Source organism: Paenibacillus chungangensis (genome assembly GCF_042675905.1).
In the GTDB taxonomy this organism is placed as follows: domain Bacteria; phylum Bacillota; class Bacilli; order Paenibacillales; family Paenibacillaceae; genus Pristimantibacillus; species Pristimantibacillus chungangensis.
Genome location: NZ_JBHTJZ010000004.1, coordinates 317,990 through 335,194 on the forward strand (window position 1 = coordinate 317,990; position 17,205 = coordinate 335,194).

Below are 17,205 nucleotides of genomic sequence, written 5' to 3' on the forward strand. Positions count from 1 at the left end.
TCTTAGCGGTTGGAACTGTAACGACTCCAGGAATGATCGATGGTAATCAGTAGACATGGCAGAGGGCTGACGCAAAGGCGCCAGCCCTGTTATCATGTTGCTCCTGCTTCTTCAAAACCCGACATTGAATTGAGGTTGTGGCTGAGTAGTAGGCACATCTCGTTCGTAGCCGGACACGTTCGGAATGCTCGCAGGAGGATCTTGGAACAACAAGAGGGCTTCCGGATCATCGGGGAGCGATTGAACGGGAAACCGTCTCCAGTCATCGCCATCCAGCGGGAGCTCGTAGCCTTCTGCTCGATAGAAGCCAATCAATTGATCCCGCATAAGGGAACCCTGGTCGCGATAGATAGGATTGTTCACCAAGTTGCGTGTTTCCTCAGGGTCCGTCTGTAGATCGAACAGCCATTCCTTGTCATCCGGCGCCGAGTATATATACTTGTAACGAGCGGTCGACAGCATGTACATGCCATGCTCACCGCGATGGTATTGACAGGCAACCCATTGCCGGTTGACAGTGCCCGCTGCGATATCCAGTAAACTCTCGCCGCTTCGGTTCTCTTGCTGCGGAATTCCCGCAGCTTGCAGAAATGTGGGCATAATATCCACGAGTGATACGGGGTCTGCACAGCTTGTGTTCACGGGACCATCGGGGGATACGACGATTAGAGGGATGCGGGCTCCGGAATCAAGAAAGTTCCTCTTGCCTACACAGTTGTAATCGCCCAGCATCTCAGCATGGTCGGAAGCGTATACGATCAACGTGTCATTCAGCAAGGCGTTGGCATCCATGTAGTCGAGCAATCGGCCAACCTGATAATCGATGAAGGAGATCGAACTGTAGTAGGCGGCTTTCATTAAGCGCATGAGATGATCGTCTACCCCCTGATCGCGGTATTTGTACCGGTTCTGGAAGCGGTTCCAATATGTGATTAGATGTTCGCTGTTCGCCGGTCGCTTCGGAAGCGGCATTTCAGGCGACCTGTATAGCTTGTTCCATGGCGTGGGCGTCTCGAATGGAGGATGGGGCTTGATGAAGCTGGCCATGAGCATGAACGGTCTTGCGGGATCTCGCCGCTCCAGGAATTCGATGCTGCGGTCGGTTACCCAAGTCGTATGATGCAGATGTTCAGGAAGCTGGGACGGTTGAGGAATATAATAATAGTCGGAACGGACACCGTGAGGGTCGTGTACATGGCCGAATCCGTTGTCCTCCAGATATTGCTTGAAGTCATCTGCTCCCCCACCTTCTTCACTGAAGTCGCGGCTTTGGAATCCCCACGGTTCATCTGCGGGCTTATCTTTGAACGTGAAGTGCATCTTGCCTACGCCGTGTGTCTGATATCCGTGATCGCTGAGAATTTCCATGAAGCTGGGAAAGCCCTCAGGCATCTTTTCGTTGATGACGCAATTCGTGCGGTGGGGCAGCAATCCGGTATGCAACGCGAACCTTGCCGGCACGCATACCGGGCATGGAGAATAGGCTCTTGTGAATGTAGTTCCTTTGGCTACAAGCCTGTCCAGAACCGGCGTTTTGATAATGGGATTACCATGCGCTCCGATCGTATCAAAGCGTTGCTGGTCGGTGAACAGGAACAAGATATTACGTGGTTTCATCGCAGGCGTTCAACTCCTTGTCTTGGTCTCCTCTCCATTGTATCACCGGAGGCTATCCGAGCCTTTGCACATTCCAATACCGTATTTGTCTTATCTGCGACTGTCAGCGGATCTGAATACGGAAGGCGAGACGCCCATCTTTTTCTTGAACAGGCGAGAGAAATAAGGAAGATCGCTGTAACCAACCGCCTCTGCGATTTCGCTGATAGTCATTGTCGTCGTGTGCAAGTGTTCGGCGGCATGATTAATTCGAATATGTATGAGCAGTTGATGAACTGACAGTCCGGTCGCAGCTTGTACGAGCTTGTTCAGATAGGAAGGGTGGAAATGGAACTGCTGCGCAAGGGTTTCGTTCGTCAATGGCTCGCGATATCGTTCCTGTATGAAATCGATTACGCGATCAGCGACGGCGGCTACACCTTGGTTGTTGACCTTCATGGTTGTCTGACGCGCCAGAATCAATAGCAGCAGTCTGCACAGTGAACTGGTGGTCTCTCGCCAGTACAGTCGTTGTCCTGCATACTCTCGTGCTATCTCGAGCAGCAAAGCCTCCACGCGCGATTGCGCATGAACGTTATAAAGGGGTGAAAAATCGGGGGAATCACGGAAAGTAACCGGAACAGCTTCCGGCACAAGATGAAACTGCGCCCCAAGAATAACCAGCTCCTTCTCTGTGTTCGCAACGATACGATGCTGTATTCCGGGGCCCCAGAAGCACAGCATGCCTTTGCCGACGGCATAGCTGTGTCCGTCGACGTTAATCGTTCCGCTTCCATCTTGAATATATTGCAGCTGGTAGTGGCCGATGACGCGGATGCCGGTATCGAATCCGGAACGAAGTACATTCCTGGCGCTTCGAATCAGCACGGGCGACAAGTCGTCGAGATTCAGTTTTCGCTGTGATAATTGCATGTCGAGTCTCCTTGCGGCAATTGGCAATCGTTCGTATTTTTTCTATTATACCACTGCAATTTTAGGATAGGGATAAGGATACAAGTTGAAAGGGGCTGATCGCAGCCTCTTTTTTGATTCTTTCCGACGCAGCAAGACGGCAATTGGAGCAAGGTGAGCAGAATGTACAAGTTTACGATTACTTTTTCTATTGGTTGGCGTTGGGAGGCTTTGTTATAGTAAGGGCAGAATTGGAGGTGAAGCACGGCCACGGCTTAATCAGAATTGGAAGCCTGTCGGTATTGGGTGGGTGACAGATTCATTTTTTGCTTAAAGTAGCGCGAGAAGTGCGAAGCGTCATAGAAGCCCAACTCATGCGCGATCCTCTCTATGGCGTCATCGGATTGAATCAGTCGTGTACACGCTTGCTCGATGCGCAGCTGATTGTGCAGCTCGATTGCTCCGCAACCGAATTCACGATGGACGAGCCGCTCCAGATGCGAGGGGCTTATGCAGAAGTGGCGGGCAATCTCCAGTAGGGAAAGCTTGCGGGTCAGATGCTGACGCAGCTTCTGCAGCAGCTTAAATCGAAATTCCGTATCGCTGCGCTGAAGCGAATGCTCGACGATGGCGATGAGCAGAGCGTCCAACTGATTCGCCAGCTTCAGTCTGGACAACTTGTTCGCATGCTTGGCCAACTGAAGCATAACAGAGATCTTGCCCTGCATATGGGCATAGTTCACAATCGTCAGCTCCATCATATGGGAGATGAGCAGTGATCGCATGTCGGATGTTGTCTTGTGGTTCAGGTTCAATCCGAATTGCTCGTAGCCGGTAGGAGTGTAGAGATCGTGCGTCATACCGGGCGGAATCAAGCACAGCATGCCAGACTTTAGTTCGTGCAGCTTGTCCTCGAAGCGCATCTGCAGCACGCCTTCCGTCACCCAGATTAGCTGATGATAGCTATGTCGATGAGGTTCCTTGGACCAATCATGCTGCCGTTGCAAATAATTCACATCCAGAAATGCTTCGGAGGGATATGGAATAATGATCGAGCGGGACATGGGCACGCCCCCTTCATGAGTTGGTCGTTTGGCAACATTGTATAGGCAAGATGGGACTGTGTCAATTGCTGGAAGATGCCTTGGTAGCTGTTCCGTGTGTTGGAAGCATCTATGCTGGAAGCGTCCGACCCCAATGATCGGGAAATCATCGAATAGAGAAAAGTCGGAAAGAGGGATTTATTTGTACAAGTGGGAGAGAGTGCTGTCTAAGCGTTTGAGCAACGGGGAGGGACATTACTTTTTTGGCTATTATGATGTATGCGCCTACGGAAGTGAGGGTAGCTCTCACCTGGCGCATCGCACATCTTTCGCGGGGCGTATACCCGAGCGGACGGAGGGCTGCGAAATCGGTATTTTGGACAGGGAATGCGGAGCATTCACAGCGCTGGCGGAGACGCAGGCATGGAATTTCCAGCAAGGCGCGATGCTGCAATGGCGGCCGCAGCATGCGGATAAGGAAATCTTGTTCAACACCTATAGTAATGACGGTCGCTTATGCGGTGTGATGCTGAATGTGGCGAACGGCACGTCGCTGCCGCTTCCGCTTCCGATCGCATCCGTATCTCGCGACGGACAATACGCGCTCAGCGTCAGCTTCGGCCGCATGTTCCAGTTCCGGCCGGGCTATGGATATGCAGGTTCGGAAGCTGAGCATGACCGCAAGCTGGCTCCGGAGGAAGACGGGGTGTACCTGCTTAATCTGGAGAACGGAGCTTGCAAGCTGGTGCTGTCCCTGCGTCAGCTGCAATCGTTCACGCAAGCGTATCTGCCGGGTGAAGACAGCAAGCTGCTCGTGAACCACATCACCTTCAACAGCGACGGTTCCCGGTTCGTCATGCTGCTGCGCAACTTTCCTTCGGAGGGACGTACTTGGGGAACGGTTGTCGTGACGGCGAACAGGGATGGAAGCGGACTGTATGCGAAGAGGGAGACCTATTCCTTCGCTTCGCATTACTACTGGAAAAACGAACGGGAATTGCTGATCTATAGCGACGGTCCGCAGGGCAATCAGTTGTACGAATGGCAGGATCAGTCCCCGCACCTATCTGCAATCGACTTGGGGTATTTCCGCAAGGACGGTCATTGCAGCTATTCGCCGGATCGGCAGTGGCTGCTGTATGACAGCTATCCCGACGAGAACCGGATGCAGCATCTGTATCTCTATCATCCCGCGAGCGGGCGCGGCATGACGCTGGGCTCTTATTCCGCCATGCCGTCGGAGCTGGATGCGCGCTGCGATCTCCATCCCCGCTGGAACTACGCCGGTACGCATATTTCATTCGATTCGACCCATGAGGGAAGCAGGCAGATCTATGAGATGGATTTGAGAGAGGTTATGAGCGAATGGTAGTCCTACTTTGTTACTTTTGTGAAGCCATGTCATGGTATGACATATCATGACATGCGATGGCTATCATGCCATCGCATATCAATCCGTATAAATGGATTTTATGCTACTATTTTCGTCGAGTGGTACCTTGTTAAGACAATGAGATGGATTTCTGGCTACTAATTCGATCTCTACATTGCTGCTTAGGCGAAATGATCCGAAATAACTGTACATTTTCCATTTCAAGTGGGGAGATCATGGATTCCGACTACAACTTAGTACACAAAATGCAGTTATTAGTCACTATGATGTATGCATCGCCTGTCTAACATGCTTTCGCAGCAATCTTGGCGTCACGCCCGTCGCTTTCGCAGCAATCTTGGCGTCACGCCTCTGGCCTTCGCAGCTCTCCCGGTGTCACGCCCCAATGCTTGCGGAAGACGCGGATGAAGTAGCTGGCGTCCTTGAAGCCGCAGTCCTGCGCCGCCATACTGACAGTGGAGCCCTCCAGCAGAAGCTGGTGCGCCCGTTCCATTCTCGCCGCCTGCACATAATCGGAGAAGGACCTCCCCGTCTCCTGCTTGAAGCGGCGGCTTAAGTAAGAGGAGTTAATATGCAGTCGGTCGGCAACGTGCTGCAGCGTGAGCTCTTCCTTATTCAAATGCATATGGATCAGCTCCAATGTCTGGCTCACGATCCTATTCTCGCCTCTTGATGAAGGTGAGCTCTCATCCCCTGTGCCGTTCTCCCTGCGGATACCTTCGTCTCGCACATTCTCTCGATTATGCAGCTCAATTGATATCGTTGAGCGGTTGCGATCAGCCTTCGCCTCAGTCTTCCCAGCATTCTCTTCCTGCTTCTTCAAGGAATTGCTGGAACCATAATCCTTCATATGAAGCGCAATGGTGCGAGCTTCCGTCCGATCAGCGCTTTCCTTCACTCCAAGCTCCACCATACCGTTCCCCCGATGAAAATGCCACGCATCCTCTGCCTTCACTTTCGCCTTGCCGCCGCATCTCTTCCGCCGCGCTTTGCCATCTACCCGTACGGTCGCCGGAGCGCCTCTTCTGTTCATATGGAAGCAGACGCGCCAGCTTCTTCCGGACGGCATGGAAGGATAGCTTCCTTGTCGCGGTTCGAGTTGCAGCGTCAGCCTGTCTCCCTCGTCGCGGAAGGAGATCACAGTCGTAGCTGCTTGTCCGTGCAAGTATCCGTAGCTTTCCCCGTCGTCCTCGATAACCATGAATTCGCCATCGCAGCCGGAGTAGACGTGTAGCTCCAGCTCCTCCGTTCTCGCCCCTTCAAGCGTATGCCGCACATCGGGCCACATCGGGATGATGGCTCCCGCACGCACAAGAAGCGGACCGCCAGCTGTGTCGGGGATAGTGACTTCGATGAATCCCGGCCCGTCATACTGTTGTCCCGTCCAATAGTCGAACCATGTGCCTTCCGGCAAGTAGACCCGTTCGGTGAATGCTCCTACCAGCAGCGAATCTCCGAACATGAATTGATTGTGCAAGGTCGCGCACTCCGGATCGTCAGGGAACATAAGCGGCATCGCCCGCAAGATGGGCAGGCCGCTTCTTGCTGCTTCATGCGCCGCAGTATAGATGTAGGGCAGCAGCCGGTAGCGCAGCTTCGCATAGGTCCGGAATATGGCGAGCAGCTTCTTCTCCAACAATGCCGGATGCCGCCAATATGCCCAACTGTTCACTCTCACCCAAGGCTGGAAGAAGGCGTAATGGATGCCTTCGCTCGTATGAAGATGCATATCGACGCTCATATGCGGAATGCCGGACAATCCGGCGTTCATGACCGCGAGCTGCGGACTGGCTGTGCCGCCCGACGAGACGGCCCCATACTTCTGGATGCCGGCATAGCCGGCGGGCACGGACAGCATCGGGCGCTTGCCCGTATGAGCGGCGTAGCCCTCCGCCAGCTCCTTGCCTATGCGCAGCGTATCGGTCAGTCCGGCCTCTCCAGCCGCTTCGTGCTGCGGAAGGGGGAGATGGGACTGGGCGCTGTCCATGTACGGCTTCTTGGAACAGAGATGGAAGCCTTGCACGCCTTGATTGACAAGCGGTGCGATTCTGCTGTAGAGTTGCCCCTGCTCAGTGTCAGAGTTGTCGTACACACCCGGCTCTCCGCCCTCTAATTGGGACAGATATAGTCCGAGATTGAGCTTGAAGCCGATGCGATTGAGCGCGCCCATGAAGGTGTGCTCGCCTTCCGGCATCCACTGCGGGATATAGAAGCGATCTGGATGCCAGCGGAACGGTTCGTCCGCTCCCTGTCCCTCCGGTTGCTCCATCCAGGTCGGCTCCAGTCCGATCAAGTCGCAAGGGATGTCCTCTCTTCCGAATTTGAGCGCATCTTCGATCATATCGCGCGCAGTCGTCTGCAGGTTGCAATTGAACGAGAGGCCATATGCCCATAGCGGCAGCAGTGCGGGAGGACCGGCCAGATCCTTGTAGGTCTTCAACAATCCAGTCAGTGAATTTCCCGTTATCCAGTAATAAGCGAGCTCCTCGCACTTGCGATTATAGCGAATGCGGTTAGGACGACTCCGTCCGATGTCGAATTCATGCTCTTCTATTGTATCTGCGAGCATCCCCCATCCTGAGGCAGATAGCAGCAGCGGAACGGGAGCGTGGGCAGAGTGGCCCCTCATACGAATGGGCACCTTGCAGCCTCGCTTCATTAAGGGGATATTCGGCGCATCGCCCAATCCATATATTTGTTCATGCCCGGACAGCTCGAACTCGGTGTGATAGCCAGACTCTTCACACTCATGCAGCCGAGGTGGGAATTGTCTGGCCAGTCGCTCGCCCGTACCGCTGCGAAGCAGCAGCTCTCCGCTGTTCCGATGGATGGCGACTTCTGCGTCTCCGGTAGATATATGCAGCCATTCATCCCGCTCTCTCATGTCATATTGCACGGAAGATGTGGCGGATACAGCCCCGATTCTTATGAGCGGGGAGTGCGCTTGTATGAGATCGGATGACCAGGAAGAATGGATATGAAAAGCATGTGCAGTTACAGGAGTAACGGCTATATGAAGTCCTGCATCGGTAGTGACGGTTATAGAACTTAGCGTGCCATGCACGGCAATGCCTCCTCGTCAAGCGGGAAAAAACCGATGAGGATATCATCGGTTTCAATCCGGTTATTCTCTGCTTCTATTCTAGCATAAGCGAAAATAATGCCATATAAGGAGTTATGAATTGCCGTATGCCAGGCTACTCTCTAATGCTGTCCGGCCACTCCAGCCGGAAGCCTTGCCGCTTCAGCTCGCTCTGGAACTCTTCTAGCAGATGCTGTCCGTTCCGGACAGCGCGAGGCGATTCGCCGCGCTGCAGGCAGAATGCCGCAAGCGCACCGGCCGCTTCCCCGATGTTCCATTCCACAGGATGAAGTCGGTAGCAGCCGTTCGTAATATGCGTCGTTCCGATATTTTTGCAGGCTGGCAATAGATTATTAACCCGCACGGGAATGAGGCTGCCAAGCGGAATCTGGAACGGCAGCGCCAACATATGGATATAATGCCGATAGCCGGTGCTTGGGTGCAGATCAATATCATAATGGCCGATGCCTACGGAGTCATGGAAGGTCTGAGCTCTGCCGTCCGGGCGATCTTCCGGATTGACATGCTGCTCCGTCACGGTGAACTCGGCTTTAATTCTTCTGGATTCCCGGATATAAGGATACATCGCAAGACCGTCGTCGGTTCCGAAGACGTCCTGACGCAGCCGGAGTCCGGGATAGCCAAGCTTGCCGTCCGCACGAGGAGCTTCCGTCTGCAGCCAATACAGCAGGGACAGGCTCAGATCCTTCGCCCTCTGCAGATGAAGCTGCCGCTCTTCTTCCGGAACATCGATGACGGAGCCCAGAATATAGTCGTTCTGCGGCCAGTTAATAACACTGGCATCGCCGGGGAACGTGCCGGGAGCGAAGTTGTCCGCTGCGGCTACACGGCGGTAAGACATCAGCGAGAAGCCTTTCCAGTGGGCCAGTCCGTCGCCGCCTGGCAACAGATCGTAGCGGACATGCTCTCTCGTCGTCGGCTTGACGCCGGACAAGCTCAGGAAGTGATCCGGCCAGAAGCGCGGACGGAATGAGCGCCAGAATTCATATTCCTTCGGCTTATGAATCGTATGATCCTCGCCTTCGATATAATCGACCAGGAAGCAGTGCGTAATGGCCTGCATATCCTGCGGGTCCGCTGCTCCTTCCAGTGCGTGCCGCTCGCCTGTGTCCGCCTTGGACTCCGATCCCGTCACATACTCGGTTCCTGTCATCGGAAGCAGATCGCCGCATTCCGTCGCATCCAGGAAGTAAGGCGCCGTCAATACGGTGAAGCCGCTCGTCAGCAGGTTGCGCACGGTGACGGAGGCGATGCTGTCTTGCGTCATCTCTGCGGATTCCGGACGATGATGGGGCAGAATCGTAAGCTTGCCGCTCAGTGTATAAGGGGCGAGCATTTCCTGTAGGACGGCAAGCGCGACGCGCGGATCGTGGCTGAGCCGGCTGACATTGGCGTTGCCGGGATTCAGATTCGTCTCCGCTGCCGCTTCCTTCGTCAGCGGCAAGTTTCTTCTATAATAATCGCGCACTCTGGTGCGGAACTCGCGGTAGGATGCGGTACTGCCGAATTCCTCAATCCATCTGTTCTCATCGGGAGGAACCGCTTGGCTTGTCAGCTGCCCGCCGATCCACGCCGTCTCTTCTGTCATAATGACCTGCTTGCCCATTCTGGCTGCAGCGAGCGCCGCCGAGCAGCCGCCCAGACTGCCTCCGATAATGACGATGTCTGCTTTCATTTCTCTTATCATGCCTAATTCCTCCTCTAATTACGCCATTGTTTTCTATATCTTATCGTGGCGGAGCAGCCAGCATAAGTGACTGTGATGACTTTCGATGGTACTTTCATGATATGATGTGGAATAATGGGGCAAGAGGTCATGAAAGTGCGATTGAGACGAAGACGACGGCTTATGCCGCTTTATGTCATAATGGATAAAAGTGTAGGAACACGATCTGTGACAATGGTTGTGAACAGTCTAGGCTGATAGGTTGAATTAAGGTCGGGGGGTTAGATGAATGCGGCAAGTCGAACGCATGGCAACGCGAAAAGTGAAGGAAGTATACGGGCATATTCGGGCGAAAGGTACGATCTCCAAAGTCGATCTGAAACAAGTAACCGGACTGACGACCAGCACATTGACTCGACTGCTGGAGGAGCTGGTCCAGGAAGGGTGGATCGAGGAAGTCGGCTTCGGCGAATCGCGCGGCGGCAGACGTCCGATTCTATACCGGACCAATGCCCGATACGCCTATGTGTTCGGACTGGAAATATCGCGTTCCGTATCCAGGCTGCTTCTGTGCGACCTTCATCTGAACAAGCTGGCGGTGGAAGTATGGCCGATGAACCGCTACATGACGCCGGAACGTCTGATGGAAGAAGTGGTCAGGTCGATCGGCGCCATGATGCGGGAGCGCGATCTAGAGAGCACGTCGATGCTCGGTCTTGGCATCGGAACGGTCGGGCCTCTGGATCGCGAAGGCGGCATAATTCTGAATCCGATGCACTTCGCCGCAGCAGGGTGGCTGAATGTGGCGATCGGGCCGATGCTGGAGAGACAGCTTGGCTTCCCTGTACATATCGACAATGGCGCGAATGCTGCGCTGTTGGGGGAGTATTGGACGCAGGCGAACAGCGGCATTCAGCATCTGCTCTATGTGCATGCCGGAGTCGGGCTCCGTTCAGCCATGATCATGGGCGGAGAGATTGTGTACGGGGCAGTTGATATGGAAGGCGCCGTAGGGCAGATGATTATTCAGGCAGACGGCCCTCCATCCAGACAGGAAGGGGGCAATTGCGGCAGCTGGGAGACGTACGTCTCCGCTTACGCGCTGCAGCAAGCGGCGGTCCGCGGCTTGAAGCTGGGCAGGGAGACGCTGCTCTGGAGCATGGTGACACGGCCTGAAGAGGTGACGTACCCCATGCTTGAGCGGGCTCTGGCGCAAGGCGATGAGATGGTCAGGGAGTTGTTCCTGCAGGCGGCAAGCTACTTCGGGATAGGTCTGTCCAATCTGCTGAACATTCTTCATCCCGAGAAGGTTGTGCTCGGCGGACCGCTTGTATCCGGGAACGCCTTATTCTTCGAGCAAGCGGTAAGAGTAGCCAGGTCCAAGACGTATCATTACCCGCAATATGACGTTAGCTTCGAACAGAGCGGATTGGGCGACGATGCGGTAGCGACAGGCGCTGCGGCGATTATGTTGAAGAAAGTGACGGAATAAATACCAAAACGGATTAAAGAACTCGGAATTAAGGGATTTACAGGATTGGAAAAGCAAATAAGGAACTCTTATTGCTTTTATCAGCAAAAGTTTATTCCGAAATGGTCAAAAGTGAGGTATGATAGAGATACCAAACATTAAGGTGGCCATTATAATGGATACAATAACGATAAAACCTTCATTTTTCTCCATTCTATGGAGTTTCCTGAAGCTGTCTCCGATCGCGTTCGGGGGCGGCTATGCGATATTTCCCTCCATTGAACGGGAGATTGTCGATCGAAGACGCTGGCTGAGCGGACAGGAGATGTCGGAGACGCTATCGCTGGCTTCGGCTGCGCCAGGCGGTGTTGCCGTCAATGCGGCCATATTGCTGGGACATCGATTGAACGGTGTGTCCGGGGCGATCGCGGCAGGCATCGGGGCGATCCTGCCAACCTTCTTTATTGTGTTAGCGGTATTCTTTACGTATATGCAGTTCGGAGATTCCCCTAAGGTAAAAGGCGCACTATCCGGCGTCACATGGGGCGTCATAACGTTGATCTTGTTTTCAGCATTAAGAATGGGCCGATCGGCAATCAAGGATAAGTTCACATTGCTGCTCATGCTTGGCGGTCTGATCTGTCTGTTCGCAGGATTATCGCCCGCCTATCTGATCGTAGCGGGTATCGTTATCAGCATTGTCGCAACCTTATTCAAGCAGAGGTACGAGAGGAAGCACGAAGCTGGCAAGACAGCCGATGAAGGGTATATGTATTTTATTTAATTTATTTAATCCCCGAAGAGAGGAGAAGATTACTATGTTACACATGTTTTTGTTTTTCCTGAAGCTTGGCTTCATCTCCTTCGGCGGCGGTTATGCACTTATTCCAATGATTGAACGGGAAGCGGCGGCGCAGCAGTGGATGTCCACGGAAGCGTTCATTGAAGCGGTGTCTGTTGCTGGCATGTCGCCGGGACCAATCGCGGTGAATCTGGGTACGATCATCGGTTATCGGACATTCGGGATTGGCGGCGCGCTGACCGCGCTGGCGGGACTTATTATTCCTTCGGTTATTGTAGCGGCCATTGTCTTCATCATCATATATCGCTTGCGCAAGAAGGAATGGATCGACCGCATATTCTACGGCCTGATGCCGATTGTGACGTCGCTGATTCTGTTCGCCGTCTATCGGCTTGGCGTCGGTTCAATCGACGCCTCGGAGTGGGCGATGCAATTGTTGTTCGGACTTGTTATGATAGGTGTATGCTGGATGATGCTCGTCAAGTACCGGATGCATCCCGTCTATATTCTGCTTTTCTCGGCTATCGGAGGCATCGCTTTCTTCTCCTGATATGATGCTGGAGATAGAGCCGGAACGCTGCAGGAAGACAATGGGTGATGTCAGGATGGACGAAGGAGGATGTTGCGAATATGGAACAGAAGAAGGCGTGCTGTGCCGCAAGCCGGGAACAAGCGACAGCAGCTACAGGCGCAAGCGTTGAGCAGGCCGCAGCTGCTGTAACGGCACTGCGAGTAGCAGAGGAATCGGTAACGGATTCCAATACAATTACAAGTGCAAGGGAAGCGCTGGACGCTCTAATCGCTCTTCCCGGAGGCACATTCCATATGGGAACGAATACGAAGGAAGGGTTCCCCGCCGACGGGGAAGGGCCGGTGCGCGCAGTGACCGTGAAGCCGTTCCGCATCGCCCCGTATAGCGTGACGAACAAGGCATTCCACAGCTTCGTGGAAGAGACGGGCTATGTGACGGAGGCGGAGCGATTCGGCTGGTCGTTCGTCTTCCATCTGCTGGCGTCTGAAGCGACGCAAGCGAAGGTGCAGAACGTGCCGCAAGGTGTGCCTTGGTGGCTCGTCGTAGAGGGCGCTTATTGGCGGAAGCCGGAGGGCGAGGATTCCGATCTGGAAGGTCGCTGGGATCATCCTGTCGTGCATATTTCCTGGAATGATGCGCAAGCTTATTGTGATTGGGTCGGCGCACGTCTTCCGACGGAAGCGGAGTGGGAATATGCGGCGCGCGGCGGACTGGAGCGGCGCATGTATCCTTGGGGCGATCTGCTGAAGCAAGACGGCAAGCATATGTGCAACATCTGGCAAGGCAAGTTCCCGGTTAAGAACAACGCTTCCGACGGTTATATCGGCACGGCGCCTGTTCATGCGTATGAGCCCAACGGCTACGGCTTGTACAATATGTCCGGCAACGTCTGGGAATGGGTAGCGGATTGGTTCAGCCCGGCTTATCACCGGACCACCTCCGACAATAATCCTTATTACAGCAAGGAGACGGGCAAGCGCTCGATGCGCGGCGGATCCTACCTGTGCCATCGCTCGTATTGCAATCGATACCGGGTTGCAGCCAGAAGCTCCAATACGCCCGACAGCTCGACGGGCAATTGCGGCTTCCGTATCGCTGCTGATGCAGAGACAATGACTGAATAACATAGTGAGAGCCTCCAATTCACCAGAGGGTGGGTTGGAGGCTTTTTATGATGTGTGTAGATCATGAATATGATAAGATATGTCCAACTATACACCCTTCCGGAGGCGCTATGCGGATTACGAAGAGAATCGGCGATCTGATCGTCATGAAGACGAAGGAATTAACTCAATTAAATATAAACGTGATGGACAAGTCCGGTGTGATCATCAGCTCCAGTGATTCGGAGCGAATCGGCATGCTGCATCAAGGAGCTGCGGAAGCGGTACGGCTTGGTGAGGAAGTGACGGTTACGGACACGGAACAGTGGGTAGGGGCAAAGCCCGGCATGAATATGCCGATTATTTTCCATAGCGAGGTTATCGGAGTGATCGGCATCACCGGGGAACAGTCAGAGGTCGGCCCGTTCGGCCGCGCGGTACGCATGATGACAGAGCTGCTGCTGCAGCAATCGTATTTGACGGAGCAAGTCGAGCTGAAGGAACGATCCAAGGTCTATTTGGCACAAGAGCTTATCAGTCAGGAAAGCAGGGATCGGGAGGCGCTCGACAGTCTCTATATGCGCGGCGAGCTGCTGGGAATTGATCTGAAGCTGCCTCGCGCTATTCTGCTCCTAGAGCTGAAGTTTATTGCAGATACGAGAGTGTATCGCATACATCCAAGGGAGATTGAAGCGTTGTTCCCGGCACCCGAAGAGACGCTGATGGCCCAGTTGGCGAGAGGACGCTGGATCGTTCTGGCCGACGTATCAGCGTATTCCTCCAGCGAGCATGCCAAACAATCACTGACCCGTATTGCTTCCGACATCCGTTCCCTTATGCTGGAACGATTCCAAGCGGAGACAATCATTACCATAGGCCGAACATGCCAGCAGGTGCAGCATATCGGCCAGGCGTTCGAAGAAGCGGCCAAGCTGCTGGAGCTCGTCCGACTGCATGACGATGACCAACCGGTTGTGCATGTGGAGGATGCGGGCCTGGCATATGTCTTGTCCGAGATATCGGCAGCTTCGTCACAGCGACTCATTCGACAGGTGCTTGGCGAGCTTGTGACGCATCCACATCTGCTGGACACGCTGCAGGCCTTCTTCGATCATGGGATGAATCTGCATCGAACAGCAGGGGCAATCTCCATTCATCGCAATACGTTACTGTATCGGCTCGATCGGATTGCATCCCTTACGGGCAGAGACCCGCGCCAATTCCATGAGGCGGTGAACTTTCAAGTGGCGATGATGATGCGGCGCAGGATGGAGTCATTGCAGGAGTTTGTTTGATGGATATGGAAATCGATTAATAGTATCAATTATACAAAAAAATAGTTTTGTATCATCTATCATTTGTATGTTTCATACATAGCGGCAGCTGCATTCCCACTTTATAATCAAATGTAAAGGAAGGAATGGATAGCACAAAAACGGGAGGATGCGAACATGAAAATTGTCATTGCGCCTGACTCATTCAAAGGGAGTCTGTCTGCTAAAGACGCAGCCGCTGCGATTGAACGTGGCATCAGGAAAGCAGGTATTGAAAGCGATACCATAAAAATGCCGATGGCGGACGGCGGAGAAGGTACGATGGAATGCTTAATCCAAGCGACAAGCGGCACATACATAAGCTGTAAGGCACTCGACCCGCTAGGCAGGGAGATCAGCTCCGGGTACGGCATCTTGGGAGACGGGAAGACATGTGTGATTGAGATGGCGATGGCATCGGGATTATATCTCGTCGAGGAGCATGAGCGGAATCCGATGCTGACGACGACTTACGGCTTCGGCCAGCTTATTGTCTCCGCATTGGATCATGGCTGTCGGCAGTTCATTCTCGCCCTTGGCGGCAGTGCGACGAATGATGGCGGGGCAGGCATGCTGCAGGCGCTGGGCGTGGAGTTGTTGGACCACACTGGCAAAGCTATCGGCTTCGGAGGCGAAGCATTAAGCGAGCTGAACGCGATTACAATAGACGGTATGGATGCCCGATTGAAGGATTGCGATTTCCTCGTCGCTTGCGATGTAGACAACCCTTTCATTGGCGAGAATGGAGCTTCCGTCGTATTCGGTCCGCAGAAGGGCGCTACGAGCGAGATGGTGGAGCAGTTGGACAGCAACCTCGAGCACTTCGCAGACATCATTAGACAGACGCTGAGTATTTCAATCCATCACGAACCTGGCGCTGGCGCGGCTGGCGGACTGGCCGGGGCGATCAAGGCATTCTTGCGTGGCAAGCTGGAATCCGGCGTATCTATCGTATCCCGATTTACCCGTCTGGATGAAGCGATAGCAGGAGCGGATCTTGTTATCACGGGGGAAGGGCGCATCGATTCCCAGACAGCAAGAGGCAAGACGTTATCTGGTATTGCCAGGCTTGCGCAGATCCATGGTGTCCCCGTTATCGTATTGGCGGGCTCGGTAGGTGAGGGCATTGAATTGTTATATGAGCATGGGATAATGGCTATATTCAGCATCGTGAATCGGCCGATGACGCTGGGCGAGGCGATGGCTGCGACGGAAGGACTGCTGGAGGAAGCCGCGGAGCAAGTGTTGCGGGCTATGAATGTATCGCACGGCTAAGTAAAGCTCAATAAGCGATATTGATAAAAATATGCGAGAGAGGCCGATAAATAGTCATATTTATCCTCGTAGCCTCATCTCGCATATTTTGTTCTAATTGGCAAATTGCATTCATTCCTTTAATCCGTAACACTATTTGGTAGCGACAGATAACGCTTACATTAGCATTTTTGAATGATGAATGAGAAGGGCGGAGACGGATGTAAGGTTCAGACAATGAAATCAGAGTAAAAGGCGTGAACGTTTTTGGGTGTATATGAACTGCTGTTCATTTGCTTTATCTTGTACGTTGGCAGTTTTATTCAAGGCTCGGCCAGTTTTGGCTTCGGCTTGGTCGCGGTTGGTTTATTGTCCGTTTTTTTATCTGTAAAAGACAGTACGCTTATTATTCTCGCATTGAGCACGGTGTCATCGTTAGGGATCATTATCAAGTACCGAAGATCTGTTGTTCTAAGAGAGTTACGGGCAATTATAGCAAGCGCGATAATGGGAAGGATTGCTGCTTTTTTCTTTTTGGATGTTTTCGGCGAGACGTTATGGATTAAAAAAATGCTGGGTATGGTGTTGATTGCGATCGTCGTTGTCTTCATAGTCAATCGAAAACGCAACGATGAAACCGGTTTATTCCGTTTGCGTATCGTGGTCATTGCTACCGGATTTCTAGGAGGTTTTGTTGGCGGAGCATTTGCTGTGGGCGGCCCTTTCTTCGTTTTGTATTTTCTGCATCGTTTTCAAGACAAGGGAGAATATACGGCGAACATGCATATGGTAGCCGTAATCACAAATGTGTTCACTTTATCCGTTCACGGCGTGAACGGAGATATTTCGTCTGTCGTTTGGTTCTATATTGTAATAGGGTTCGGAGCGGTATGGCTCGGTGTCGTTAGCGGGTTGAAGTGCTACAACGCATTGCCTCGACACTGGGTTCAGAGAATCGCGTATGCGATCGTCTCGCTATCGGGCATTAGCATTGTATTGTTCTCGTAATATCCGAAT

General features: G+C 53.2%; 13 protein-coding genes. 8 read left to right on the forward strand and 5 right to left on the reverse strand.

The window, feature by feature from the left end; translation table 11 throughout:
• Window positions 1-111: 111 nt before the first annotated feature.
• From ACFQ2I_RS02090 to ACFQ2I_RS02100, 3 genes are all read right to left on the reverse strand, one after another.
• A complete protein-coding gene (locus tag ACFQ2I_RS02090) occupies window positions 112-1,617 on the reverse strand; it encodes a sulfatase family protein (RefSeq protein ID WP_377561824.1) in 1,506 nt (501 codons plus the stop codon).
• Between the two features lie 90 nt (window positions 1,618-1,707).
• On the reverse strand, window positions 1,708-2,529 hold the full coding sequence (locus tag ACFQ2I_RS02095) for a helix-turn-helix transcriptional regulator (protein WP_377561825.1): 822 nt from the start codon (window positions 2,527-2,529) through the stop codon (window positions 1,708-1,710).
• 254 nt (window positions 2,530-2,783) lie between these two features.
• Complete coding sequence (locus tag ACFQ2I_RS02100; RefSeq protein ID WP_377561826.1) at window positions 2,784-3,572, reverse strand: AraC family transcriptional regulator; 789 nt, start codon at window positions 3,570-3,572, stop codon at window positions 2,784-2,786.
• Between the two features lie 181 nt (window positions 3,573-3,753).
• Between ACFQ2I_RS02100 and ACFQ2I_RS02105 the strand changes: the two genes are divergently transcribed.
• Complete coding sequence (locus ACFQ2I_RS02105; protein WP_377561827.1) at window positions 3,754-4,923, forward strand: hypothetical protein; 1,170 nt, start codon at window positions 3,754-3,756, stop codon at window positions 4,921-4,923.
• Window positions 4,924-5,287: 364 nt separating this feature from the next.
• Here the strand turns inward: ACFQ2I_RS02105 and ACFQ2I_RS02110 are convergent, their stop codons facing one another.
• Complete coding sequence (locus tag ACFQ2I_RS02110) at window positions 5,288-8,008, reverse strand: helix-turn-helix domain-containing protein (protein ID WP_377561828.1); 2,721 nt, start codon at window positions 8,006-8,008, stop codon at window positions 5,288-5,290.
• Window positions 8,009-8,141: 133 nt separating this feature from the next.
• On the reverse strand, window positions 8,142-9,734 hold the full coding sequence (locus ACFQ2I_RS02115) for an FAD-dependent oxidoreductase (protein WP_377561829.1): 1,593 nt from the start codon (window positions 9,732-9,734) through the stop codon (window positions 8,142-8,144).
• Window positions 9,735-10,002: 268 nt separating this feature from the next.
• On the opposite strand from ACFQ2I_RS02115, the gene ACFQ2I_RS02120 reads away from it, so the two are divergent.
• The 7 genes from ACFQ2I_RS02120 to ACFQ2I_RS02150 all read left to right on the forward strand — a co-directional run bounded on the left by ACFQ2I_RS02120 (window position 10,003) and on the right by ACFQ2I_RS02150 (window position 17,196).
• Complete coding sequence (locus ACFQ2I_RS02120; RefSeq protein WP_377561830.1) at window positions 10,003-11,205, forward strand: ROK family protein; 1,203 nt, start codon at window positions 10,003-10,005, stop codon at window positions 11,203-11,205.
• A 154-nt stretch (window positions 11,206-11,359) separates the two neighbouring features.
• The gene (locus ACFQ2I_RS02125; RefSeq protein ID WP_377561831.1) at window positions 11,360-11,968 is read left to right on the forward strand and encodes a chromate transporter; all 609 of its coding nucleotides are present in this window, start codon (window positions 11,360-11,362) and stop codon (window positions 11,966-11,968) included.
• A 34-nt stretch (window positions 11,969-12,002) separates the two neighbouring features.
• Window positions 12,003-12,536, forward strand: coding sequence for a chromate transporter (locus tag ACFQ2I_RS02130; protein WP_377561832.1), 534 nt, complete (start codon window positions 12,003-12,005; stop codon window positions 12,534-12,536).
• An 80-nt stretch (window positions 12,537-12,616) separates the two neighbouring features.
• Entirely contained in the window at window positions 12,617-13,642 is a 1,026-nt protein-coding gene (locus tag ACFQ2I_RS02135; RefSeq protein ID WP_449290077.1) for a formylglycine-generating enzyme family protein, read from the forward strand.
• A 110-nt stretch (window positions 13,643-13,752) separates the two neighbouring features.
• Window positions 13,753-14,916: a CdaR family transcriptional regulator gene (locus tag ACFQ2I_RS02140; RefSeq protein ID WP_377561834.1), complete on the forward strand. Its 1,164-nt coding sequence runs from the start codon at window positions 13,753-13,755 to the stop codon at window positions 14,914-14,916.
• Window positions 14,917-15,072: 156 nt separating this feature from the next.
• A complete protein-coding gene (locus tag ACFQ2I_RS02145; RefSeq protein WP_377561836.1) occupies window positions 15,073-16,209 on the forward strand; it encodes a glycerate kinase family protein in 1,137 nt (378 codons plus the stop codon).
• A 246-nt stretch (window positions 16,210-16,455) separates the two neighbouring features.
• Complete coding sequence (locus ACFQ2I_RS02150) at window positions 16,456-17,196, forward strand: sulfite exporter TauE/SafE family protein (protein ID WP_377561837.1); 741 nt, start codon at window positions 16,456-16,458, stop codon at window positions 17,194-17,196.
• Window positions 17,197-17,205 lie beyond the last annotated feature (9 nt).

Coding starts and splice junctions, on each gene's coding strand:
- ACFQ2I_RS02090 (WP_377561824.1), bottom strand. CDS start 1,617: ATGAAACCACGTAATATCTTGTTCCTGTTCACCGACCAGCAACGCTTT.
- ACFQ2I_RS02095 (WP_377561825.1), bottom strand. CDS start 2,529: ATGCAATTATCACAGCGAAAACTGAATCTCGACGACTTGTCGCCCGTG.
- ACFQ2I_RS02100 (WP_377561826.1), bottom strand. CDS start 3,572: ATGTCCCGCTCGATCATTATTCCATATCCCTCCGAAGCATTTCTGGAT.
- ACFQ2I_RS02115 (WP_377561829.1), bottom strand. CDS start 9,734: ATGATAAGAGAAATGAAAGCAGACATCGTCATTATCGGAGGCAGTCTG.
- ACFQ2I_RS02120 (WP_377561830.1), top strand. CDS start 10,003: ATGCGGCAAGTCGAACGCATGGCAACGCGAAAAGTGAAGGAAGTATAC.
- ACFQ2I_RS02125 (WP_377561831.1), top strand. CDS start 11,360: ATGGATACAATAACGATAAAACCTTCATTTTTCTCCATTCTATGGAGT.
- ACFQ2I_RS02130 (WP_377561832.1), top strand. CDS start 12,003: ATGTTACACATGTTTTTGTTTTTCCTGAAGCTTGGCTTCATCTCCTTC.
- ACFQ2I_RS02135 (WP_449290077.1), top strand. CDS start 12,617: ATGGAACAGAAGAAGGCGTGCTGTGCCGCAAGCCGGGAACAAGCGACA.
- ACFQ2I_RS02140 (WP_377561834.1), top strand. CDS start 13,753: ATGCGGATTACGAAGAGAATCGGCGATCTGATCGTCATGAAGACGAAG.
- ACFQ2I_RS02145 (WP_377561836.1), top strand. CDS start 15,073: ATGAAAATTGTCATTGCGCCTGACTCATTCAAAGGGAGTCTGTCTGCT.